The sequence below is a fragment of the Herbiconiux sp. genome (genome assembly GCF_023264895.1).
In the GTDB taxonomy this organism is placed as follows: Bacteria; Actinomycetota; Actinomycetes; order Actinomycetales; family Microbacteriaceae; genus Herbiconiux.
Genome location: NZ_JAHFUY010000024.1, coordinates 36,203 through 57,039, shown reverse-complemented (window position 1 = coordinate 57,039; position 20,837 = coordinate 36,203). Strand labels below are relative to the sequence as shown.

At 70.3% G+C, this 20,837-nt stretch carries 23 protein-coding genes, 2 tRNA genes and 1 riboswitch; of the genes, 12 read left to right on the top strand and 13 right to left on the bottom strand.

The genetic code is table 11. The features are described from left to right. Positions 1-21: 21 nt before the first annotated feature. Complete coding sequence (gene glgX / locus Q0D57_RS05250; RefSeq protein ID WP_291039371.1) at positions 22-2,223, bottom strand: glycogen debranching protein GlgX; 2,202 nt, start codon at positions 2,221-2,223, stop codon at positions 22-24. Between the two features lie 56 nt (positions 2,224-2,279). On the opposite strand from glgX, the gene Q0D57_RS05245 reads away from it, so the two are divergent. Continuing rightward, positions 2,280-2,645 (top strand): hypothetical protein, encoded by a 366-nt coding sequence (locus Q0D57_RS05245; protein ID WP_291039368.1) that lies wholly within the window; start codon positions 2,280-2,282, stop codon positions 2,643-2,645. Positions 2,646-2,831: 186 nt separating this feature from the next. On the opposite strand, the gene Q0D57_RS05240 is transcribed toward Q0D57_RS05245, so the two are convergent. Further along, entirely contained in the window at positions 2,832-3,821 is a 990-nt protein-coding gene (locus tag Q0D57_RS05240; RefSeq protein WP_291039365.1) for a hypothetical protein, read from the bottom strand. 158 nt (positions 3,822-3,979) lie between these two features. Beyond that, positions 3,980-4,087: riboswitch (TPP riboswitch) on the top strand. Positions 4,088-4,162: 75 nt separating this feature from the next. On the opposite strand from Q0D57_RS05240, the gene Q0D57_RS05235 reads away from it, so the two are divergent. From Q0D57_RS05235 to Q0D57_RS05220, 4 genes are read left to right on the top strand one after another with little or no spacing between them, the layout of a single operon-like run. Further along, complete coding sequence (locus Q0D57_RS05235) at positions 4,163-4,795, top strand: ECF transporter S component (RefSeq protein WP_291039362.1); 633 nt, start codon at positions 4,163-4,165, stop codon at positions 4,793-4,795. Positions 4,796-4,797: 2 nt separating this feature from the next. Continuing rightward, positions 4,798-6,378: an ABC transporter ATP-binding protein gene (locus Q0D57_RS05230; RefSeq protein WP_291039359.1), complete on the top strand. Its 1,581-nt coding sequence runs from the start codon at positions 4,798-4,800 to the stop codon at positions 6,376-6,378. After that, positions 6,375-7,157: an energy-coupling factor transporter transmembrane component T gene (locus Q0D57_RS05225; RefSeq protein WP_291039355.1), complete on the top strand. Its 783-nt coding sequence runs from the start codon at positions 6,375-6,377 to the stop codon at positions 7,155-7,157. The genes Q0D57_RS05230 and Q0D57_RS05225 overlap by 4 nt, the downstream gene beginning before the upstream one ends. A 5-nt stretch (positions 7,158-7,162) precedes the next feature. Beyond that, positions 7,163-7,696, top strand: a complete 534-nt coding sequence (locus Q0D57_RS05220; protein WP_291039352.1) for an ATP-binding protein — start codon at positions 7,163-7,165, stop codon at positions 7,694-7,696. Positions 7,697-7,729: 33 nt separating this feature from the next. On the opposite strand, the gene Q0D57_RS05215 is transcribed toward Q0D57_RS05220, so the two are convergent. The 4 genes from Q0D57_RS05215 to orn all read right to left on the bottom strand — a co-directional run bounded on the left by Q0D57_RS05215 (position 7,730) and on the right by orn (position 10,189). Beyond that, a complete protein-coding gene (locus Q0D57_RS05215) occupies positions 7,730-8,986 on the bottom strand; it encodes a hypothetical protein (protein WP_291039350.1) in 1,257 nt (418 codons plus the stop codon). 52 nt (positions 8,987-9,038) lie between these two features. After that, the gene (locus Q0D57_RS05210; protein ID WP_291039347.1) at positions 9,039-9,380 is read right to left on the bottom strand and encodes a metallopeptidase family protein; all 342 of its coding nucleotides are present in this window, start codon (positions 9,378-9,380) and stop codon (positions 9,039-9,041) included. 64 nt (positions 9,381-9,444) lie between these two features. Further along, positions 9,445-9,520: transfer RNA gene (locus Q0D57_RS05205), tRNA-His, on the bottom strand. 48 nt (positions 9,521-9,568) lie between these two features. Further along, a complete protein-coding gene (orn, locus tag Q0D57_RS05200) occupies positions 9,569-10,189 on the bottom strand; it encodes an oligoribonuclease (RefSeq protein WP_291039344.1) in 621 nt (206 codons plus the stop codon). A 35-nt stretch (positions 10,190-10,224) separates the two neighbouring features. Between orn and Q0D57_RS05195 the strand changes: the two genes are divergently transcribed. Then, entirely contained in the window at positions 10,225-10,446 is a 222-nt protein-coding gene (locus Q0D57_RS05195; protein WP_291039341.1) for an SCO4848 family membrane protein, read from the top strand. Positions 10,447-10,449: 3 nt separating this feature from the next. Here Q0D57_RS05195 and Q0D57_RS05190 read toward each other — a convergent pair. From Q0D57_RS05190 to Q0D57_RS05180, 3 genes are all read right to left on the bottom strand, one after another. Next, positions 10,450-10,522, bottom strand: a tRNA-Arg gene (locus Q0D57_RS05190). A 15-nt stretch (positions 10,523-10,537) separates the two neighbouring features. After that, positions 10,538-11,494, bottom strand: a complete 957-nt coding sequence (locus Q0D57_RS05185; RefSeq protein WP_291039338.1) for a hypothetical protein — start codon at positions 11,492-11,494, stop codon at positions 10,538-10,540. A gap of 102 nt (positions 11,495-11,596) precedes the next feature. Further along, positions 11,597-11,821 (bottom strand): hypothetical protein, encoded by a 225-nt coding sequence (locus Q0D57_RS05180; RefSeq protein WP_291039336.1) that lies wholly within the window; start codon positions 11,819-11,821, stop codon positions 11,597-11,599. A gap of 68 nt (positions 11,822-11,889) precedes the next feature. On the opposite strand from Q0D57_RS05180, the gene msrA reads away from it, so the two are divergent. The 5 genes from msrA to Q0D57_RS05155 all read left to right on the top strand — a co-directional run bounded on the left by msrA (position 11,890) and on the right by Q0D57_RS05155 (position 15,963). Next, positions 11,890-12,417 (top strand): peptide-methionine (S)-S-oxide reductase MsrA, encoded by a 528-nt coding sequence (gene msrA / locus Q0D57_RS05175; protein WP_291039333.1) that lies wholly within the window; start codon positions 11,890-11,892, stop codon positions 12,415-12,417. Between the two features lie 145 nt (positions 12,418-12,562). Further along, positions 12,563-13,048 (top strand): single-stranded DNA-binding protein, encoded by a 486-nt coding sequence (locus tag Q0D57_RS05170; protein ID WP_291039330.1) that lies wholly within the window; start codon positions 12,563-12,565, stop codon positions 13,046-13,048. Positions 13,049-13,167: 119 nt separating this feature from the next. Next, positions 13,168-13,782, top strand: coding sequence for a hypothetical protein (locus tag Q0D57_RS05165; RefSeq protein ID WP_291039327.1), 615 nt, complete (start codon positions 13,168-13,170; stop codon positions 13,780-13,782). Positions 13,783-13,784: 2 nt separating this feature from the next. Further along, positions 13,785-15,467, top strand: coding sequence for an energy-dependent translational throttle protein EttA (gene ettA / locus Q0D57_RS05160; RefSeq protein WP_291039324.1), 1,683 nt, complete (start codon positions 13,785-13,787; stop codon positions 15,465-15,467). 13 nt (positions 15,468-15,480) lie between these two features. Continuing rightward, positions 15,481-15,963 carry a thioesterase family protein gene (locus tag Q0D57_RS05155; RefSeq protein ID WP_291039321.1) on the top strand — a complete coding sequence of 161 codons (483 nt, stop codon included), beginning with the start codon at positions 15,481-15,483 and terminating at the stop codon, positions 15,961-15,963. Here the strand turns inward: Q0D57_RS05155 and Q0D57_RS05150 are convergent. Beyond that, positions 15,960-16,826, bottom strand: a complete 867-nt coding sequence (locus tag Q0D57_RS05150) for an acyl-CoA thioesterase II (RefSeq protein ID WP_291039318.1) — start codon at positions 16,824-16,826, stop codon at positions 15,960-15,962. The two genes, Q0D57_RS05155 and Q0D57_RS05150, sit on opposite strands and share 4 nt — an antisense overlap. 61 nt (positions 16,827-16,887) lie before the next feature. Here Q0D57_RS05150 and Q0D57_RS05145 point away from each other — a divergent pair, with 61 nt between their 5' ends. Next, positions 16,888-17,556 carry a hypothetical protein gene (locus Q0D57_RS05145; RefSeq protein ID WP_291039315.1) on the top strand — a complete coding sequence of 223 codons (669 nt, stop codon included), beginning with the start codon at positions 16,888-16,890 and terminating at the stop codon, positions 17,554-17,556. 32 nt (positions 17,557-17,588) lie between these two features. Here Q0D57_RS05145 and Q0D57_RS05140 read toward each other — a convergent pair whose 3' ends face one another. The 3 genes from Q0D57_RS05140 to Q0D57_RS05130 are packed head-to-tail and all read right to left on the bottom strand — an operon-like array spanning position 17,589 to position 20,664. After that, positions 17,589-19,244, bottom strand: a complete 1,656-nt coding sequence (locus tag Q0D57_RS05140; RefSeq protein WP_291039310.1) for an FAD-binding dehydrogenase — start codon at positions 19,242-19,244, stop codon at positions 17,589-17,591. A gap of 21 nt (positions 19,245-19,265) precedes the next feature. Beyond that, complete coding sequence (locus Q0D57_RS05135; protein WP_291039308.1) at positions 19,266-19,673, bottom strand: globin; 408 nt, start codon at positions 19,671-19,673, stop codon at positions 19,266-19,268. Positions 19,674-19,677: 4 nt separating this feature from the next. After that, the gene (locus Q0D57_RS05130) at positions 19,678-20,664 is read right to left on the bottom strand and encodes a mechanosensitive ion channel domain-containing protein (protein ID WP_291039302.1); all 987 of its coding nucleotides are present in this window, start codon (positions 20,662-20,664) and stop codon (positions 19,678-19,680) included. Between the last annotated feature and the right edge of the window lie 173 nt (positions 20,665-20,837).

Genomic DNA, 20,837 nt, shown 5'->3' with positions numbered 1-20,837 from the left:
TGTGTCCTTCTACGGGTCGTGCTACCCCACGGAGGGCCCGGGGATGTTGATGGCGCCGGTCGCGTCTGCTTGGGCGGTGAGGGATGCGGCCACCGAATGGTCGGGCTCGATCTCGAGCTCGCGGTGAACGCGCAGCACCACCATCGAGCGTGCCCCGACCACGATCTGTCCGCCAGCCTCGAACACCTGGGAATCCGCCGCTTCACCCGCGGTGTCGATCACGACGTCCCACGACTCGGCGTACTCCGACGACGGGAGCGAGAACTCCACGTCCTCGTCGTGGGCGTTGAAGTAGAGCAGGAAGTGAACGTCCGACAGCGGGTTGCCGCGCTGGTCGCGGGCACGGATGCCCTGGCCGTTGAGGAACACGCCGACCGAGCGCGAGAGGCCGGAGTCCCAGTCGTCGGGCTCCATCTCGTTCGCGTCGGTGGTGAGCCACACGATGTCGGGCAGCGGCTCGCCCTTGCCGCGCTTGACGGGCCGGCCGTCGAAGAAGCGGCTGCGCCGGAAGGTCGGGTGCTCCTTGCGGAGTCGGGCCACGGCGGCGGTGAACTCGATCAGCGGCTGGTCCTCGGAGTCCCAGTGCACCCAGCTGAGCGGCGAGTCCTGCGCGTAGGTGTTGTTGTTGCCCTGCTGGGTGCGGCCGAGCTCGTCGCCGTGCAGCAGCATCGGCACGCCCTGCGAGAGCAGCATCGTGGCGATGAAGTTGCGCTGCTGGCGGGCGCGCAGCGTGAGCACCTTGGGGTCGTCGGTGGGGCCCTCGACGCCGCAGTTCCACGAGCGGTTGTGCGATTCGCCGTCGTTGTTGTCCTCGCCGTTGGCGTCGTTGTGCTTCTCGTTGTAGCTCACGAGGTCGCGCAGCGTGAAGCCGTCGTGGGCCGTCACGAAGTTGATGCTCGCGACCGGGCGGCGGCCGGAGTGCTCGTAGAGGTCGGCCGAGCCGGTGAAGCGGCTCGCGAACTCGCCGAGCGTCGAGGGCTCGCCGCGCCAGAAGTCGCGCACGGTGTCGCGGTACTTGCCGTTCCACTCCGTCCACTGCGGCGGGAAGTTGCCCACCTGGTAGCCGCCGGGGCCGACGTCCCACGGCTCGGCGATGAGCTTGACCTGCGAGACCACCGGATCCTGCTGCACGAGCTCGAAGAAGGTCGACAGCCGGTCGACGTCGTAGAACTCGCGGGCGAGGGCGCTCGCGAGGTCGAAGCGGAAGCCGTCGACGTGCATCTCGGTCACCCAGTAGCGCAGGGAGTCCATGATGAGCTGCAGCGAGTGCGGGTGCCTCACGTTGAGCGTGTTGCCGGTGCCGGTGTAGTCCATGTAGTACCGCTGGTCGTCCTCCACCAGGCGGTAGTAGGCGGCGTTGTCGATGCCGCGGAAGCTCAGGGTCGGGCCGAGGTGGTTGCCCTCCGCCGTGTGGTTGTAGACCACGTCGAGGATGACCTCGATGCCGGCGGCGTGCAGCGACTTCACCATGCCCTTGAACTCTTGCACCTGCTGACCGAGGTCGCCCGTGGAGGAGTAGGTGTTCTGGGGAGCGAAGAAGCCGATCGTGTTGTAGCCCCAGTAGTTGCTGAGGCCCTTGTCGATGAGCGTGCTGTCGTTCACGAACTGGTGCACGGGCATGAGCTCGATCGCCGTGACGCCGAGCTTCAGCAGGTGGTCGATGACGGCCGGGTGCGCCACGCCGGCATACGTGCCGCGCTGCTCGTCGGGCACCTCGGGGTGCAGCTCGGTGAGGCCCTTCACGTGGGCCTCGTAGATGACGCTCTCGTTGTAGGGGATGCGGAGCTTGCGGTCGCCCGACCAGTCGAAGAACGGGTTGATGACCACGCCCATCATCATGTGCTTGGCGCTGTCCTCGTCGTTCGTCGAGTCCGGGTCGCCGAAGGTGTAGGAGAAGAGCGACTGGTCCCAGTCGATCGCGCCCGCGGTGGCCTTCGCATAAGGGTCGAGCAGGAGCTTGTTGGGATTGAAGCGCTGGCCGTTCGCGGGGTCGTACGCGCCGTGCACCCGGTAGCCGTAGCGCTGGCCCGGCTGCACCTGCGGGAGGTACGCGTGCCAGACGAAGGCGTCGACCTCATAGAGGTCGATGCAGGTCTCCACCCCCTCGTCGTCGAAGAGGCACAGCTCCACTTTCTCGGCTCCCTCGCTGAAGAGTGCGAAGTTGGTCCCGCTCCCGTCGTAGGTTGCTCCGAGCGGGTAGGCCGATCCTGGCCATGACTGCATCTGGTCTCCTGTCGATTGCAGTGTTCACCGTACCCGGTTCGCGGTAGCGTTGGCCCATGGCGAACCTCGTGGAAACCCTGACCGACGCGACCAAGTCCATCGGAGTGGGTGCCGCCTACGGCGCGCCTGTCACGCTCGATGGCGCGACCATCGTTCCCGTGGCGCTCGTCTGGTCGGGCTTCGGCGGCGGCAACGGCACCGCATCGTCTCCCGGTGCGTCGCAGCAGAAGATCGGCGCGGGCGATGCCGGCGGCGAGGGCTTCGGCGGTGGCGGTGTCGCGATCCCGATCGGCGCGTACGTCACGACCGACGGGAAGGCCCAGTTCGAGCCCAACCTCATCGCGCTCCTCGCGGTCTCGATCCCCGTGATCGTCACGACGGGCTGGGCGCTCTCGAAGTTCGTCCGGGCCCTCAAGAAGTAGCGGCCGGCCCGGCCCCTGCCGGCCCCCGCCCCCTCCTGCCCGCCGCTTTCACCCACTTGACACAAGATGTGCCAAGTCGGCGCTTTTGGGCGCGACTTCTGTCAAGTCGATGCCTCGAGGGCGGGTAGGGGCGGGGCGCGGCGCGGCGGGGTCGAGCGAGGTCGGGGTCGGGCGCGACGGCGCCCCTCAGAGAGCCGAGCGGTCCGGCCAACCGTGCTCGCGCATCCGTGACTCGACGGCTCGAAGTGCCGCGACTCCCGATCCGCTCATCGCGGTCCGCTCCACGCGCACGAGCCCGATGTCGAGCCGCCGCAGCTGCTCCACCCGCTCGCCGTCCCGCGCGAACTGCCGGTCGCTCGTGCGGTGCTGCTGCCCGTCGTACTCGACGGCCAGCCTCAGCCCGGGGTAGAACATGTCGAGCCACGTGACGACCCCGCCGGACTCGTCGGTGACCCTGACATCGGTGAGCGGTTCCGGAAGTCCGCCGTCGGCGAGGAGCAGTCGGAGCCGCGTCTCCTGCGGCGAGTCGACCCCGTCGCGCACCCGCCCGAGCGCGAGCACGGCGGCCCGGCGGCCACGCCCGCGATGGCCGTCGAGCCGTGCCGCGAGCTCTGCACGGGTGCAGAACGGGCGCAGCTCCTCGGGATCAGGGACGCGGGGCACCCGCACGAGATGATCGCCCACTGCGACCAGCCGACCGTGGTCGACCGCCCGGGCGAGATGCAGGAACGTCGACACGGGGTCGGCGACGCGCAGCCCGTGGCGTTCGAGCACGCGCACCCGAACGTCTTCGAACTGGTGGCCCCGCACCCCGGCGACCCTGGGTGCCCTCAGCGGTGCGGGCTCGGCCACGTCGAGGAGCTCCTCGGGTGACCACGGCGGCACGGGGAGGCCCCACAGCCGTGCCGCGGTCACGTGGCTGAAGAACTGGCTCGATCGCATGATCGTGGCGTAGGCGTGGCACCGTGCGAGCAGCGGGACGAGGTCTGCGCCCGCACGCGCATCCGAGCCGTCGTCCACGCTCTCGAAGACCCCCGGCGGCACGCGCACGGCCCGGTGGGGCCTCCGGAGGTCTCGGCCCCGCATCCGCTGGTCGGTGACACCGGATGCGCGACCGGCGTCGACGGAGAACGGCCGCCACCGCAGGTCGCTCGGAAGTTCGGACGGGGTGCGCATCGCCCTATGGTGCCCGCCCGCCGAAGCCCCGAACGGGTTATCCACAGGACCCGACCCGACCCCCGCCATCGACTTGACACAAGGTGCGCCTAAGTACGCCGACTTGGCACATCTTGTGTCAAGTGGGCGAGGCGGGCGGCGGGAGGGGCGGGGCTATAGTGGAGCCACACGGGAGTCCGGTGAGCCGGGCTGAGAGGAAGGTTCTCAACCTTCGACCGTCGAACCTGATCTGGATCATGCCAGCGCAGGGAGGCATCTCAGGCCCCGCGGCCGAGGCCCGCGTCACGGGCCGCGAGCGCGTGGTCACCCGTGCCCCTTCCTCCGGACGAAAGGGCACGTCAGTGCATTCCACCATCGAGAACCAGGGCGCCAAGCCCTTCACCCGCCGCCGCGGAAGCCTCCGCTGGCGCGTCGTCGACATCGTCGTGGCCGCGGTCATCGGCGTGGCCGCCGGACTCATCTTCTGGGTCTGGAACCTCACCTACACCCCCCTCAGCGCGCCGCTCGAGGCCCTGCTCCCCGGCGCCCAGTCGCTGCTCTACGGCGTCTGGCTCTTCGCCGGCGTGCTCGGCGGCCTCATCATCCGGAAGCCCGGCGCCGCGCTCTTCACCGAACTCGTCGCCGCCACCGTGTCGGCCCTCGTCGGAACCCAGTGGGGCCCGCTCACCCTGGTCTCCGGCCTCGTGCAGGGACTCGGCGCGGAGCTCGTCTTCGCGATCTTCCTCTACGCCAACTACCGCGTCTACGTCGCCGTGCTCGCGGGTGCGGGCGCCGGACTCGCGATGGGCATCAACGACTCCATCCTCTGGTACGCCGGCACCGGCGCCGACTTCAAGACGATCTACATCGTCTGCGCCGTGATCGGCGGCGCACTGGTGGCGGGCCTGCTCTCCTGGGTCGTGGTGCGGGCGCTCGCGAGAACGGGGGCGCTCAGCCGCTTCGCCGCCGGCCGCGAGGTCACGGCCCGGAGCTAGGAGTGCCGATCGGGACCCACGGGGAGGACACCGCTGCCGCGCGCGACGAACGCGCGGCAGCGGGCCTTCGCGCCGAGAACTGGGGCTGGCGCCACGCGGGCCGCTCCTCGTGGGCGCTGCGCGGACTCGACCTCGTGATCGAGCCGGGCGAGCGGGTGCTCCTGCTCGGCGCATCCGGAGCGGGCAAGTCGACCCTCATGCACGCCTTCGCGGGAGTCCTCGGCGGCGCCGACGAGGGCGAGGAGGAGGGCGAGCTGCTCGTGGGCGGCCGCCGGCCGGAGGAGACCCGTGGGCGGGTGGGCCTCGTGCTGCAGGATCCCGACTCCCAGATCGTGCTCGCGCGCGTGGGCGACGACGTGGCGTTCGGATGCGAGAACCTCGGAGTGCCGAGAGACGAGATCTGGCCACGGGTCGGCAAGGCCCTCGCCGAGGTGGGGCTCGACCTCGCCCTCGACCGACCCACCTCGGCGCTCTCGGGCGGGCAGAAGCAGCGGGTCGCGCTCGCCGGTGTCATCGCCATGCGCCCCGACGTGGTGCTGCTCGACGAGCCCACGGCGAACCTCGACCCCGCGGGGGTCGTCGAGGTGCGGGATGCCGTGGCCGGCGTCGTGCGGGCCTCGAACGCCACCTTCGTGGTGATCGAGCACCGGGTCGACGTCTGGCTCGACGTCGTGGACCGCGTGATCGTGCTCGAACCCGGCGGGGGAGTGCTCGCCGACGGCGATCCGGCGACCGTGCTGAGGGAGCGCGGGGAGGAGCTGGCGGCCGGCGGCGTGTGGGTGCCCGGGGCGGATCCGCTCGGCGGCGGGCCCGCCCGCGAGCGGCCCGTCCTCGAGCGTGCCGTCACGCACCCGCTGCTCCTCGAGGCGGCCGCGCTCGCCGTGGAGCGTGTGCCGGGCACAGTTGTGGCCGACTGCATCGACGTGCGCGTCCGGGCGGGCGAGGCCACCGCCGTGACGGGCCCGAACGGCGCGGGCAAGTCGACGCTCGCGCTCACCCTGGCCGGCCTCATCCCGCGCGCCGGGGGCACGCTGGTGGCGACGCCCGAGCTGTCGGGCGTCGATCCCGCCGACGGAGTCCCGCCGCGTCCGCGCCTGCTGCGCCTCGGCCGCTGGCGACACGACGTCACCCCGGCCGCCGATCCGGCCCGCTGGACGTCCCGCGCGCTCCTGACACGCATCGGCACCGTCTTCCAGGATCCGGAGCACCAGTTCGTCTCCGGCTCCGTGCGCGGAGAGCTGGAGGTCTCCCTCAGAGCCCTCCGTCTCCCGCCCGAGGAGATCGCGGAGAGAGTCGCCGACGTCGCAGGACGGCTCCGCCTCGAGGAGCTCCTCGACGCCAACCCCTACACGCTCTCCGGCGGCGAGAAGCGGCGCCTCTCGGTGGCGTCGGCGCTCGTGGCCCGGCCCCGCATCCTCGTGCTCGACGAACCCACGTTCGGCCAGGACTCCCGCACCTGGGCCGAGCTCGTGCGCCTCCTCGGCGAGCAGCTCGACCGTGGCACCGCCGTCGTGGCCGTCACCCACGACCGCGCCTTCATCGAGGCCCTCGCTGACCAGGTGCTCGAGGTGGGTGGCTCATGAGCATCCTCACGCCGATCCGGGGCACGGCCCGCATCTACACTGTCAACCCGGTCGCGAAGCTCGCGGCGGCGCTGCTGCTCAGCGGGTTCCTCATCGTCACCATCGACTGGGTGTCGGCGGCGGTGGCACTCGTGCTCGAGAGCCTTCTGTTCGCGAACGCCGGCCTGGATGGGCGCGCCTTCTTCCGCCGCACGGCCGCGATCTGGATCGCCGCCCCCCTCGCCGGCCTCACCACGCTGCTCTACGGCGTGCAGGACGGCCGGACGTACGTCGAGCTCTGGCTCATCCACATCAGCGACGGCTCGATCGTGCTCGCCATCGCCACCGTGCTCCGCATCCTCGCCATCGGGCTGCCGGCCGTGGTGCTCTTCGCCACGATCGACCCGACCGACCTCGCCGACGGCCTCGCCCAGGTCTGGCACCTCCCGAGCCGGTTCGTGCTCGGAGCGCTCGCGGGACTCCGCCTGATCAGCCTGTTCCTCGACGACTGGCGCCAGCTCGAGCTCGCCCGCCGCGCGAGGGGGCTCGGCGACACCGGCCGCGTGCGCCGCTTCGCCGGGCAGGCCTTCGCGCTGCTCGTGCTGTCGCTCCGCCGCGGCAGCAAGCTCGCCACCGCGATGGAGGCGCGCGGCTTCGGCGGCTCCATCACCCGCACCTGGGCTCGCGAGTCGGTCTTCGGCTCCCGCGAGTGGCTGCTCGTCGCGATCGGTGCCTCGATCGGCGCCATCGCGCTCGCCACCTCCATCGCGACCGGCGCCGTGCGCTTCGTGGTCGGGTGAGAGGCGTGAACGGTGTGAGCGGCGTGAGCGACGTGAACGGCGTGAACGGCGTGAGCGTCATCCTCATCGACGGCCCGAGCGGATCGGGCAAGACCGACTACGCCGAGCGTCTCGTCGCCGAGTGGGCGGGCCCCGTGCCCCTGACCCTCGTGCAGCTCGACAGCATCTACCCGGGCTGGGACGGCCTCGAGGCCGCGAGCGCCCAGATCACCGAGCACCTGCTGCGGCCCTACCGCACAGGAGCCCTGGCGCGCTGGCGCCGCTACGACTGGGCGGAGGAGCGGCAGGCCGAGTGGCACGTGGTCGATCCCGCGGCCCCCCTGGTCGTCGAGGGCTGCGGTGCGCTCAGCCGGGCCAACGCGGCCCTCGCCGACCGCACGATCTGGGTCGAGACCGACGACGCGGAGCGGAAGCGCCGGGCACTCCTCCGCGACGGCGACCTCTACGCGCGGGAGTGGGATCGCTGGGAGCGGCAGTGGAGCGCCTTCGTCGAGCGGGAGCGGCCCCGGGAGCTCGCCGACGTCTTGGTGCCGACCTGACGTTCCAGGACCAGGCCGCGGCGTCGAGCGGCGTCAGTCGGTCCGCGACTCGATGAAGGCCGTGATCACGGGCACGGGGTTGCCGAGCCGCCACATGGGGCCCGGATCGCCGAGCCGGGCGTCGAGCTCGAGCAGCACGGTGACGTCGCCGTCGGGCGTCGACACGGTCACGCTGCCCACGTCGCGGCCGGCGGATGCGGTGCTCAGCTCCTCGGCGTCGACCCGGTACTCCAGGGGCGACGTCACCCACAGCATCCGCGTCTCGGTCGAGCGGGCGACGCCCTGCGCGGTCTCGCCCCAGGCGGTCGTGTAGGTCACGAAGGGCTGCCCCGCGGTGATCACGGGGGTCTGCCGAATGGTGGTCGCCGCCGTCGAGGCGAGCGTCTCGAGGTCGGCGTCGACGGTGTCCCAGTCGGGCTCGCGGAGCAGCGCGCCGTAGAGGGTGACGGTCTCGCCGGCATCGGCCACCGGCACCTGGAGGGCGAAGAGGAAGCAGATGCCCGCCTGGTCGGTGTAGCTCCGCGAGAGGCCGAGGTAGCCGAGGTCGGGCAGGTAGCCCGAGAGGTTCTCGACGGATCGCCCGCCGGTGAGCTTCGCGCCGTCCTCTGCCATCACCTCGGCGATCGCGGGCTCGGCGAAGGCGAGGGCCGTGATGCGGGCGAGATCCGAGGCCGTGCCGATGTCGCCCTCGTCGAGGCCCGTGGCGTCGACGAGCTCGACGCTCGAGAGCCCGCGCTCGGCGAGCCAGGCGTCGGCGGCCGCGAGATAGCCCTCGATCGAGCCGAAGGCCCAGCGCGCGAGCGCGTCGGCGTGGTTGTTGCTCGAGCCGAGCAGGGCGGCCTGCAGCATCTCGCGCTGCGTCCAGGTCTCGCCGGCGATGAAGGGCACGGCTCGGGCGCTCTCGGAGATGTAGCGCACGAAGCCGTCGTAGTCCTCGCGCGAGATCGTGACGGAGCCACCGGGGGAGCCGGCCTCCATGGGCTTCGCGTCGAGCACGACGAGCGCCGTGATGACCTTCGCCGAGCCGCCGATGGGCACCGCCTCGGGAAGACCCGCCGTGGCCAGCACCTGGTCGGAGCCCTCGGCCACGAGGGCGCTCGCGCCCGTCGTGGGCAGCGTGGGTGTGCCGGTGACCCCCGCATCGGCGGAGGTCTCGAGGAGCGTCGCCGTGGCCGGCGGCAGAGGGCCCACGAGCGTGGCGGGGCCGTAGAGCCCGATGGCGAGGATGACGAACACGCCGATCACGATCACGACCGCGCGGATCGCCTTGCGTCCAGCTGAACCTGCCATGCCCCCAGGCTATGGTGCGGTGGGTGCCGATCCCGGCATCGACCCGGCGCGCTCAGCCCCAGCCGAGCTCGTGCAGCTTCTCGTCGTCGATCCCGTAGTAGTGGGCGATCTCGTGCACGAGGGTGACGTGCACCTGGTCGCGCAGCTCGTCGAGGGTCTCCACCATCGCCAGCAGCGGCTCCCGGTAGATCGTGATGCGGTCGGGCATCTCGCCGAAGCCGTACTGGCCGCGTTCGGTGAGCGCGACGCCGTCGTAGAGCCCCAGCAGGTCGAGGGTGCCGTCCTCGGGTCGGTCCTCCACCACGATCACGACGTTGTCGAGACCGTCGACCATCTCGTCGGGCAGTTCGTCGAGCTCGTCGCCCACGAGCTGCTCGAACGCATCGGCGTCCATCTCGACCATCTGCACCTCGCCGTAGACGACGATGGCCCGGCGTGAACCGGGCCATCGTGTGTGTTGGGGTGAATAACGGGACTCGAACCCGCGACATCCGGCACCACAAGCCAGCGCTCTACCAACTGAGCTATATCCACCATGTTCACCTCATGATCATGATCACGGGGCGACGAAGAAAGATTCTATTACATCCGGGCGGCGAATTCTTCCACCACGCTCGAAGAGATGGTTTTCAGCTCTGCGGAGGTGGGGCCGGGCTCGGCGATGAAGACCGCTTTGCGGTAGTACTCGAGCTCGCGGATCGACTCCAGGATGTCGGCGAGGGCACGGTGCCCGCCCGCCTTCTCCGGGGCGTTGAAGTAGACGCGGGGGAACCAGCGGCGCGAGAGCTCCTTGATGGAGGAGACGTCGATGCTGCGGTAGTGCAGGTGACCGTCGACCCGCGGCATGAACTTGGCGAGGAACGCCCGGTCGGTGCCGATGGTGTTGCCCGCGAGGGGGGCCTGCTGCGCAGTGGGGACGTGCTTCAGGATGTACTCGAGCACCTGGTACTCGGCATCCGCGAGACTCACCCCGTGCGGGATCTCGTCGGCGAGGCCGCTCGAGGCGTGCATGTTCGTGACGAACTCGTTCATGTGCGCCAGCGCGGAGTCGTCGGGCTTGATGACGATGCTGAAACCGGGGTCGACGAGGTTCAGGTCGAAGTCGGTCACGACCACCGCGACCTCCACCAGCTCGTCTACCTCCAGGTCGAGCCCCGTCATCTCGCAGTCGATCCAGACGAGGCGGTCGGAGGAAGAACTCATGGTCCGAGTCTAGAGCGCCTCCTAGAATGGCCGGGATGATTACCGCACTCGCCATCCTGCTCATCGTCAACGCCGCGTGGAACGCGATCGTCTGGCCCCAGTTCTACCGTCGGGTCAGTCGCGACGAGCGTGCGAGGGATGCCCTGGGCAAGCCCACGAAGTTCCTCGTCGTGCACGCGGTGCTGATCGCGATCTCGCTGGCCATCGCGCTCGCGTCGCTGATCGCCGCGATCGCGGCTCTCGCCGGCGCCTGGTAGAGGTGCCCCTGGCTGGATTCGAACCAGCGACAAACGGATTAGAAGGCCGGTGCTCTATCCACTGAGCTACAGGGGCGACCCCGAAAGCGTACTACTCCGAGCCGACCTTGCGCGGAGGGAAGGCGTTGACCGGCGGCGGGATCTCGCCCGCGGCCCTGGCCTCGCCGGGGTCGGTCGTGAGCTCGAGATCTCCGAGCGACGACGCCTCCGCCGTGGCCACCGAGCCCGAGGCCTGGGCGGCGCCGCGGCTGCCGGTACCCGCGGCGACCTGCTGCACGGTGGGCCGTGGCTCGTGCGTGGGGGGCAGGGGCGCGGCCGGCGCGATGACCGTCGAGGCCGTGGGAAGGCGCGGAGATTCGTAGGCCCCGGCGCTGGCGGCCGGGATCCCGGATGCCTGCTGCGGCTTCGCGTAGGGCGATGCAGATGCGGATGATGCAGATGCCTTCCCGGCGGCGGGCGCGGAGACGGAGTCCGACGGAGCCCCGAACTGGTTGTGGTGCTGCTGCGCCACCCACGCGTCCTGCTGCGCGAGCAGCTCGCGCTCGCTCGACTCGTCTTCGGCGGCCCAGCGCTCGAGGTCGCTCTGGAAGACGCGCTTGGCGCGGCCCGGCTTCTGCTGCCATTCGATCAGGCGGTCGCGGAACTCGAACACCGCGGGCTCCACCTGGTAGCCGAAGGTGGCGGAGTCGCGCTTCATCTGCGCGAGCGCGTGAGCCGCCCAGTTCGCGGCCACGTCTGCGCCCTTGATCGGCAGCAGGCGCACCTGGATGTCGGACTGCCCGGTGGCGCGATCGGCGAGGATCTGCTCCTGGGGCGTGAGCGAGTTCCAGACGGAGGCCTGCTCGGCGGCGTCGATGAGTGCGGCGATGGCCGAGATCTTGAGCTCGCGATCGTGCTTCGCGAGCAGCTGCTTCACGGCACCGCGGGCGATCCAGGCCGCGAGCAGGCCGGCCACGATGATGGCGACGGCCGGCACGACGATGTTGGAGATGACGGCCTCGCCGTCTGACGAGGAGAGCCACCGGACGAGATCATTCCACCATTCCATGGCGGCACCCTAACCCCGGCCGCGCACGATAGGAGGGAGGGGGAGCCGGTGTGTCAGCGCAGGCTCTGCATCAGCGCAGTCTCGTCATCACCACAGTCTCTTTCAGCGCAGGCACTCGACGGCCTCGGACACGTCGCCGAACTCGCCGACCTCCGCGATGCGCGTGGCGGCGAACAGCCTCTTCGCCCGGAACCGGATGCCTGCTCCCTCTCCCACCTCCTCGACGTAGCCGAGGACGACGCCGGATGCGGCCGTCACCCTCCAGTAGCCGTCGCGGACGCGACGGAGGGCCGGGTGTGCGCTGGCGGTACGTGCGATCGTGGACATGTCCCGACGGTACGGCGAGCCACCGACATCGGACCCGCGTGCCCATTCCGACGCAGTAGAATCCGGACATGGAAACTTTCGTACTCGCAGGCGGCTGCTTCTGGTGCCTCGACGCCGTCTACCGCACCCTCGAGGGCGTGCACGACGTGGTCTCGGGCTACACCGGCGGAACGGTCGAGAACCCCAGCTACGAGGAGGTCTGCACCGGCACGACCGGCCAGGCCGAGGCCGTGGCCGTGACGTTCGACCCCGAGGTCATCCCGGCCGAGGTCATCCTCGACGTGTTCTTCACGCTGCACGACCCGCGCCAGCTCAACCGTCAGGGCAACGACGTGGGCACCCAGTACCGCTCGGCCATGTTCTATGACGGTGACGAGCAGCAGGCCCTCTTCGAAGCGGCCCTCGAGCGGGCCGCGGATCTCTGGGACGGCGGGATCGTGACCACCCTCGAGCCGCTCGGCGCCTACTACCCGGCCGAGGAGTACCACCAGGACTTCTTCGCCAAGAACCCGGGCCAGGGCTACTGCATGGCCGTCGCGGTCCCGAAGGTCAACAAGGTGCGGAAGGCCTACGCGAAGTACATCAAGGCGGCCTGAAGCCGCCTCTCGCTTCCTGCACAGCCATGAACGGCCGGGCACCTCTCCACAGATGAGGCGCCCGGCCGTTCCGTGTCCGGCCCGCCGCGCAGTCTTGGGGGCACGACCGATCGCGTCGTCCCACCTCGACCGCAAGGAGCCCGCAATGCCCGACTTTCTGACCCTCACCGGCGTCGTCGCCACCCCGCCCCGCCACGTCGTCACCAACTCGGGCCTCGACATCGTGAGCTTCCGGCTCGCCTCCGCCCAGCGCCGCTACGACAAGTCGGCGTCGAAGTGGATCGATGCCGACACGAACTGGTACACGGTCTCCGCTTTCCGCCAGCTCGCCCAGAACGTGCTCGTCTCGATCGAGCGGGGTCAGCACGTGGTCGTCACCGGGAGGCTCCGCATCCGCTCGTGGGAGGCGGGTGAGAAGACCGGCATCACCGTCGAGGTCGATGCGGATGCCATCGGGCACGACCTCAGCTGGGGCACGACGGCGCTCACGAGGTCGTTGCATTCGCCGTCGGGGTCGCTGCTCGGGCAGCCGGGTCGGGAGGCCGAGGAGTTCCCCTCCGGCCTGCCGCTCGAGCCCGAGGAGCCCGATCAGGCGGCTCGGGCGGGCTCCGAAGCGCTGATCCCGTTCTGATGACGGCGGGCGGTGGCAAGGGAGTCTCCCAGGCGGCGACGGCGCGCACGCCCTAAACTCAGGGAGGTTTCAGGAGCCGCCGCACCGGGGGGACCGCGATCGAGAGGACGCTGCGAGGCATGCAGAGAGCGACATCGAGGCTGGGGCGTTCACGCGCGAGCGAGACGACCGGAACGCGGGGCACGGGCAGCGCCACCGGCATGGGCGAGGCCACCGCGACCGCTGCGGGCACGCCCACGGCGGCACGGGGGTCGCTGCGCTGGGCGGCGGCCGCACTCGTGCCGGCAGCGCTCCTCGTGGTGCTCACGGGCTGCGTGCCGAGTGACGGCGGTGCCACCCCCGCGGCCACGACCGCTCCTCCCACCTCGGCGGCCCCCACCCCGCCGCCCGCTCCCGACCCCACGCTGCAGCTCCTCCCCGAGGGCACGGCGCTCGAGAACCAGCCGTTCTTCGACTCGGTCAACCGCACGCTCATCGCGGCGAATCCGGCCGCAGGCGGCGTGGAGTTCACGAGCACCCTCCGCGACAACGGCTTCGACCTGGCGGCGATGCAGGTCACGCCCGACATCACGACGGTCGGCGTCGCGGCCGACGCGGTGCAGTTCTCCGTGCGGTGGAAGGACAACAACTGCCTGATCGGCCAGTACGGCCACGGCATCTACACGAGCACGGTCGTGCCCGCGCTCGGAACCGGGGCGTGCCTCGTGGGGCAGACCCGGCCAATAGACTGGTAACCATGGCCGAATACATTTACTCGATGGTGCGCGCCCGCAAAGCGGTGGGCGACAAGGTGATCCTCGACGACGTCACGATGGCGTTCATCCCGGGAGCCAAGATCGGGGTCGTCGGGCCGAACGGCGCCGGCAAGTCCACCATCCTCAAGATCATGGCGGGGCTCGACACCCCGTCCAACGGCGAGGCGAAGCTCACGCCGGGCTTCACCGTGGGCATCCTCATGCAGGAGCCCGAGCTCGACGAGTCGAAGACCGTCCTCGAGAACGTGCAGGAGGGCGTCGGCCCGATCAAGGGCAAGCTCGACCGCTTCAACGAGATCAGCGCCCTGATGGCCGAGCCCGACGCCGACTTCGACGCACTGCTCGAAGAGATGGGCACGCTCCAGGAGGCCATCGACGCGGCCGATGCGTGGGATCTCGACTCCCAGCTCGAGCAGGCGATGGACGCCCTGCGCACCCCGCCAGGCGACTACGAGGTCGCGAACCTCTCCGGTGGTGAGAAGCGCCGCGTCGCGCTCTGCAAGCTCCTGCTGCAGAAGCCCGACCTGCTGCTGCTCGACGAGCCCACCAACCACCTCGACGCCGAGAGCGTGCTCTGGCTCGAGCAGCACCTGGCCCAGTACCACGGCGCCGTGCTCGCCGTCACGCACGACCGGTACTTCCTCGACCACGTGGCCGAGTGGATCGCGGAGGTCGACCGCGGCCGCCTCTACCCCTACGAGGGCAACTACTCCACCTACCTCGAGAAGAAGCGCGAGCGGCTCGCGGTGCAGGGCAAGAAAGACGCCAAGCTCTCCAAGCGCCTCGCCGAGGAGCTCGACTGGGTGCGCAGCAACGCCAAGGGCCGCCAGGCCAAGTCGAAGGCCCGACTCGCACGCTACGAGGAGATGGTCACCGAGGCCGAGCGTACCAAGAAGCTCGACTTCGAGGAGATCCAGATCCCGGTGGGCCCGCGCCTGGGTTCCCAGGTGATCGACGCCAAGAAGCTCCGCAAGGGCTTCGGCGAGCGCGTGCTCATCGACAACCTCTCCTTCACCCTCCCGCGGAACGGCATCGTCGGGGTCATCGGCCCGAACGGTGTCGGCAAGTCGACGCTCTTCAAGACGATCGTGGGGCTCGAGCCGCTCGACGGCGGTGACCTCAAGATCGGTGAGACGGTCGACATCTCCTACGTCGACCAGTCGCGTGGCGGGATCGACCCGAACAAGACACTGTTCGAGGTCGTGTCGGACGGATTCGACTACATCCAGGTGGGCAAGACCGAGATCCCCGCTCGCGCCTACGTGGGCACCTTCGGCTTCAAGGGCCCCGACCAGCAGAAGAAGGCCGGTGTGCTCTCCGGTGGTGAGCGCAACCGTCTCAACCTCGCGCTCACGCTCAAGCAGGGCGGCAACCTGCTGCTGCTCGACGAGCCCACGAACGACCTCGACGTCGAGACCCTCTCGAGCCTCGAGAACGCGCTGCTCGAGTACCCCGGCTGCGCCGTGGTCATCACGCACGACCGGTGGTTCCTCGACCGCATCGCCACCCACATCCTCGCCTACGAGGGCACGGAGGACGACCCGGCCAACTGGTACTGGTTCGAGGGCAACTTCGAGTCCTACGAGGAGAACAAGATCGAGCGGCTCGGGCCCGATGCGGCCAAGCCGAACCGGTCGGCCTACCGCAAGCTCACCCGCGACTAGCGCACGGGCCCCGATGCGACTGCACGTGCCGATCCAGCTCCGCTGGTCGGACCTCGACGCCTACGGGCACGTCAACAACGCCTCGATGCTGAAGATCCTCGAGGAGGCACGCGTCTTCGCGTTCTGGGTCGACGGCGATGTCGCCGACCCGGCGCAGGCGGAGTGGACCACGGCGGTCATCGACGCGAGCCCCACGACCGACACCAAGAGCGTGATCTCCCGCCAGGAGATTGAGTACGTACGGTCGATGCCCTACATCCGGCAGCCGATCGACGTCGAGCTCTGGATCGGGCACCTGGGCGGCGCGAGCCTCGACGTGTACTACGAGATCAAGAGCCCGCTCGGCGGCGAGCCCCAGATCACCTACGTCAAGGCCTCGACCACGCTCGTGCTCGTCGATGCGGCCACCGACCGGCCCCGTCGCATCCTGCCGCACGAGCGGGCGGCCTGGGAGCCGTACCTCGACGAGCCGCTGACCTTCCGCCGCCGCAGCTAGTCGCCGACGCGGATCATGCCCTCCTGGGCGACCGTGGCGATCAGCCGTCCCTCGCGGTCGAAGATGGTGCCGCGCGAGAGCCCGCGCCCTCCGCTCGCGCTCGGGGATTCCTGCACGTAGAGCAGCCACTCGTCGGCGCGCGCGAACCGGTGCCACCACATCGCATGGTCGAGGCTCGCCATCTTGAAGTTCGGCCGCGCCCAGGCCACACCGTGCCGCCGCATGACGGGCTCGAGGATGCTGTAGTCGCTCGCGTAGGCGAGGGCCGCGCGGTGCACGGCCGGGTCGTCGGGCAGGCGTCCGAGGGCCCGGATCCACACGGCCTGCTTTGCCTCGCGCGGGCCGTCGACCGACATGTAGACCGACGACGGGATGTGCCGCATGTCGAAGGCCCGCTCGCGGGCCCAGACCGCGGCGACCGGGTGCGAGAACGCCGACAGCACCTCGACAGCACTCGGCAGCTCCTCCGGCTGGGGCAGGTCGGTCGGCATCTCGGCCTGGTGCTCGAGCCCCTCGTCCTCGGTCTGGAACGACATGATCGCCGAGAGGATGGGGACCCCGCTCTGGTAGGCCTGCGTACGCCTGGTCGAGAACGAGCGGCCGTCGTGGATCCGGTCGACCCCGAAGGTGATGCCCGCCGACGCGTCGCCCGGGCGCAGGAAGTAGCCGTGCAGGGAGTGCACCGAGCGGTCGTCATCGACCGTGCGGGTGGCGGCGATCAGCGCCTGCGCGAGCACCTGGCCGCCGAAGACCCGGCCGTTCGGCATCCACTGCGAGGGTCCGGTGAAGATGTCCTCATCGGTGCGGGCTCCCGTGTCGACGAGGTCGAGGGTGGTGAGGAAGCCGGCGAGGGGGTCGGACATGGATCCTCCGGTGTGGTTCGGTGGGCGGCGGGCTCGCTGTGAAGTAGTTTAGACAGCACAGATGGTCCAGTCCTTCAGCCTCATCGACGCCGCGTCGCTCGGCGACCTCAAGGTGTACCTGGGGCGCGCAGCCCGGGTCGAGAACGGGTCGGTGCGCCTCATCGGCGGCCTCGGCGTGCTCGCCGCGTACACCGCCACCCTCACACCGAAGGGCCTGCTCGACCGCACGCCCACGGTGCTCGGCCTCCGCACGTTCGCGCTCGCGGTGTCGGACGGCTTCGACGTGGTCGTGCCGATCCGTGCGATGCTCGACCGCCTGGCGCAGCTCTCGCTCCAGGCCAACTCCAACGAGGGGCCGCTCGAGGTGTCCCTCCCGCCGGCCGAGACGGGCGTCGCCTGGGCGGGCATCAGCCCCCCGCGGGGCGGCTGGCAGGCTGCGGGAACGCTCGAGGCGAACGTGCTCGAGCACATCGCGCGCGCGGGCATCGCCGAGGTGGCCGAGACCGTGGGCTCCGAGACGGGGGAGCAGCTCGTGCACCGTGTGCGCTCCGAGGTCTGGGGCCGCGACATCGAGACCCCGGATGCCGTGGACGTCGTCATCCCCGCCGGCGCCGCCTTCGCCGCCGACAGCCTCGGCTTCATCAAGCGCGACGACATCGTGATGATCTACTCCTCCGGCCCGTGGGTGCGCCTCACCACCCGCCGGGGCCACGTGCTGGTCCGTCGCTAGCCGCCACGACCTCCCCGGAGACTGCACGGCCGCTACACGGACTCCGCGGCCGCCCGTCCCGCCACGCGCCCGGAGAACAGGCACCCGCCGAGGAACGTGCCCTCGAGCGCCCGGTAGCCGTGGATGCCACCTCCGCCGAAGCCGCTCGCCTCGCCCGCCGCGTAGAGGCCGGGCACCGGCTGCCCGGCGGCATCGAGCGCGCGCCCTGACAGGTCGGTCTGCACCCCGCCGAGCGACTTGCGCGTGAGCACGTGCAGCTTCACGGCGATCAGGGGCCCGGCTTTCGGATCGAGCAGCCGGTGCGGCTTCGCCACCCGGATGAGCTTGTCGCCGAGGTACTTCCGTGCGCCGCGGAGAGCCGTGATCTGCGAGTCCTTGCTGAACGGATTCGCGAGCTCGCGATCCCGGGCGAACACCTCGCGCGTCACCTGGGCGGCGTCGAGCACGGGTGACTCCTCGAGCGCCCTCATGCCCCGCACGAGCTCCGGCAGCGAGTCGGCCACCACGAAGTCGGCGCCCTTCTCCTTGAACGCCTCCACCGGCCCCGGGGCGCCGGGACGGATGCGCTGGGCGAGCAACCGCAGGTCGCGGCCGGTGAGGTCCGGGTTCTGCTCGCTGCCCGAGAGGGCGAACTCCTTCTCGATGATCGCCTGCGTCAGCACGAACCAGCTGTGGTCGTGGCCGGTCGAGAGGATGTGCTCGAGGGTGCCGAGCGTGTCGAAGCCGGGGAACAGCGGCACCGGCAGGCGCTTCCCGGTGGCGTCGAGCCAGAGCGACGAGGGGCCGGGGAGGATGCGGATGCCGTGCCGCGCCCACACCGGAGCATGGTTGGCGATGCCCTCCGTGTAGTGCCACATGCGGTCGGTGTTCACGAGGCGCGCGCCGGCCCGCTCGGTGATGCCGAGCATCCGCCCGTCGACGTGCGCAGGAACGCCCGAGAGCATCGAGGCCGGGGGAGTGCCGAGACGCTCGGGCCAGAGCGAGCGCACGAGGTCGTGGTCGCCGCCGATGCCGCCTGAGGCGACCACGACGGCGCCCGCCTCGAGCGAGAACGAGCCCGCCGCATCCCGGCTGCTCGCCTCGCCGCGGCCGACGGCGCTCGCGGCGAGCACGGTGCCTCGCGCACCTGTGACGCGCCCCGCGGAGACGATCAGCTCGTCCACGCGATGCCGGTGCAGGATGCGCGCCCGGCCCTCCGCGACGCCCGCGGCGAACCGTGCGAGGAACGGGTCGAGCACGCCCGGTCCGGTGCCCCACGTGATGTGGAAGCGCGGGACCGAGTTGCCGTGCCCCATCGCCACGCCGCCCCCGCGCTCGGCCCAGCCGACCACCGGGAAGAAGCGCACCCCGAGCCCGTGCAGCCACGACCGCTTCTCGCCCGCGGCGAACTCGAGGTAGGCATCCGCCCAGCGGCGTCCCCACTCGTCCTCCGGCCGGTCGAACCCGGCGCTGCCGAACCAGTCTTGGCGGGCGAGGTCGATCGAGTCCCGCACGCGCATACGACGCTGCTCAGGGCTGTCGATGAGGAAGAGCCCGCCGAACGACCACCAGGCCTGACCGCCCAGAGACGCCGCGGGCTCCTGCTCGAGCACGGTCACGTGCCGTCCGGCATCGAGCACCTCGCAGGCGGCCACGAGGCCCGAGAGGCCGCCCCCCACCACGATCACGTCGGTCTGGGCAGGGCTCATGCGGCAACTCCCTCGTCGCGGCTACTCGTCGAACGTATTCACCATGGCATGTGCGGCGCGCTCGAGATAGTCCCAGATCAGATCGCGGTCGGCCGGGGCGAGCTCGAGCGAGTCGACGGCCACGCGCATGTGCGAGAGCCAGCGGTCCCGCGCATCCGGGTTCACCTTGAAGGGGTTGTGGCGCATCCGGAGTCGCGGGTGGCCGCGCTGCTCGCTGTAGGTGCCCGGGCCGCCCCAGTACTGCTCGAGGAAGGCGGTGAGGCGCCAGACCGCGCCGTCCCAGTCGTCGGCCGGGTACATCGGCGCGAGCACCTCGTCGTCGCGGATGCCGGCGTAGAAGGTCTCGACGAGCTTCACGAACGTCTCGTGGCCGCCGACCTGCTCGTAGAACGGGTTGCGGTCGGGGACCTTGGGGGTGAGCTCGATCATGGGACTATCTTCCGCTGTTCGGCGTCTGCGGGGTGTTCGTGGGGATGGGGCGGGTGCCGGGCGGGCGGGCGCCCTTGACGCTCGCGGCGCCGTCGAAGCCCGAGAGCACGACGGTGTTGAGCGAGGGCAGGGTCACCTCGAGCTCGTCGAGGGAGCGCTTCAGGCGCATGCGGAGCTCGCGCGCCACGTCGTCCTTCGCCGAGGTGCGGGTCTTCACCACGAGGCGGATGACGAGCGCCTCGGCCGAGATCGACTCGAGCCCCCAGATCTCGGGCCGCTCCACGATGCGCGAGCGCCACTTCGGCTCGGTCGACATGGCGACGGCGGTGTCGAGCATCTTCTCCTGCACCGTGTCGAGGTCGGAGTCGTAGGGGATGGCGAGGTCGATGATGACCCGCGACCAGCCCTGCGACATGTTCCCGACGCGCAGGATCTCGCCGTTCCGCACGAACCAGAGCGTGCCGTTCACGTCGCGCACCTGGGTGATGCGGATGCCGACGGCCTCGACCACGCCCGTGGCCGGCCCCAGGTCGACGACGTCGCCCACACCGAGCTGATCCTCGAACACCATGAAGAGGCCGTTCAGCACGTCTTTCACGATGTTCTGGGCGCCGAAGCCGAGGCCGGCGCCGAGAGCCGCGGTGAGCAGCGCGAGCGAGCCGATGATGTTCGGATCGATCGTGGTGACGATGAGGATGATCGCCACGATCACCACGGTCACGTTGATGACGTTCGTCGAGACGGTGCCGATCGTGCGGGTGCGCTGCACGATCCGCACGGCTGCGAGCGGCGAGGCGACGAGCGCCTGCGTGTCGGTGACGTTCTGCTTCTTCTTGACGCCGTTGACAACCTGGTCGACGAGTCGTCGCACCAGGAACAGCAGCACCGCGCGCGCGATGAACGCGACGATGATGATCGTCAGGATGCCGATGGGGATGCGGTAGTCGTGCATGAACGACCCGAGGTTCGCCCAAAAAGTGTTCCAGTCCATAGGTGGAAGATCTTAGGCGGGCACGCTTAGTACACCCTGAGGTGACCTCCTGGGGGAGACGAACGCAACGGGCCGTACTCGACGACCCAGGGTGGGGTCCCGGCCGCGAAGCGACCGGAACCCCACATGTCGCGCTGCGCCGCAGAGGCGGCGGCGCAGCCTGCGGGGGCCGC

Coding starts and splice junctions, on each gene's coding strand:
- Q0D57_RS05130 (WP_291039302.1), bottom strand. CDS start 20,664: ATGGACTGGAACACTTTTTGGGCGAACCTCGGGTCGTTCATGCACGAC.
- Q0D57_RS05210 (WP_291039347.1), bottom strand. CDS start 9,380: ATGGACGCCGATGCGTTCGAGCAGCTCGTGGGCGACGAGCTCGACGAA.
- Q0D57_RS05145 (WP_291039315.1), top strand. CDS start 16,888: ATGGTCCAGTCCTTCAGCCTCATCGACGCCGCGTCGCTCGGCGACCTC.
- msrA (WP_291039333.1), top strand. CDS start 11,890: ATGGAAACTTTCGTACTCGCAGGCGGCTGCTTCTGGTGCCTCGACGCC.
- orn (WP_291039344.1), bottom strand. CDS start 10,189: ATGAGTTCTTCCTCCGACCGCCTCGTCTGGATCGACTGCGAGATGACG.
- Q0D57_RS05185 (WP_291039338.1), bottom strand. CDS start 11,494: ATGGAATGGTGGAATGATCTCGTCCGGTGGCTCTCCTCGTCAGACGGC.
- ettA (WP_291039324.1), top strand. CDS start 13,785: ATGGCCGAATACATTTACTCGATGGTGCGCGCCCGCAAAGCGGTGGGC.
- glgX (WP_291039371.1), bottom strand. CDS start 2,223: ATGCAGTCATGGCCAGGATCGGCCTACCCGCTCGGAGCAACCTACGAC.
- Q0D57_RS05150 (WP_291039318.1), bottom strand. CDS start 16,826: ATGTCCGACCCCCTCGCCGGCTTCCTCACCACCCTCGACCTCGTCGAC.
- Q0D57_RS05215 (WP_291039350.1), bottom strand. CDS start 8,986: ATGGCAGGTTCAGCTGGACGCAAGGCGATCCGCGCGGTCGTGATCGTG.
- Q0D57_RS05135 (WP_291039308.1), bottom strand. CDS start 19,673: ATGATCGAGCTCACCCCCAAGGTCCCCGACCGCAACCCGTTCTACGAG.
- Q0D57_RS05195 (WP_291039341.1), top strand. CDS start 10,225: ATGATTACCGCACTCGCCATCCTGCTCATCGTCAACGCCGCGTGGAAC.
- Q0D57_RS05170 (WP_291039330.1), top strand. CDS start 12,563: ATGCCCGACTTTCTGACCCTCACCGGCGTCGTCGCCACCCCGCCCCGC.
- Q0D57_RS05245 (WP_291039368.1), top strand. CDS start 2,280: ATGGCGAACCTCGTGGAAACCCTGACCGACGCGACCAAGTCCATCGGA.
- Q0D57_RS05140 (WP_291039310.1), bottom strand. CDS start 19,244: ATGAGCCCTGCCCAGACCGACGTGATCGTGGTGGGGGGCGGCCTCTCG.
- Q0D57_RS05165 (WP_291039327.1), top strand. CDS start 13,168: ATGCAGAGAGCGACATCGAGGCTGGGGCGTTCACGCGCGAGCGAGACG.
- Q0D57_RS05180 (WP_291039336.1), bottom strand. CDS start 11,821: ATGTCCACGATCGCACGTACCGCCAGCGCACACCCGGCCCTCCGTCGC.
- Q0D57_RS05240 (WP_291039365.1), bottom strand. CDS start 3,821: ATGCGCACCCCGTCCGAACTTCCGAGCGACCTGCGGTGGCGGCCGTTC.
- Q0D57_RS05155 (WP_291039321.1), top strand. CDS start 15,481: ATGCGACTGCACGTGCCGATCCAGCTCCGCTGGTCGGACCTCGACGCC.
- Q0D57_RS05225 (WP_291039355.1), top strand. CDS start 6,375: ATGAGCATCCTCACGCCGATCCGGGGCACGGCCCGCATCTACACTGTC.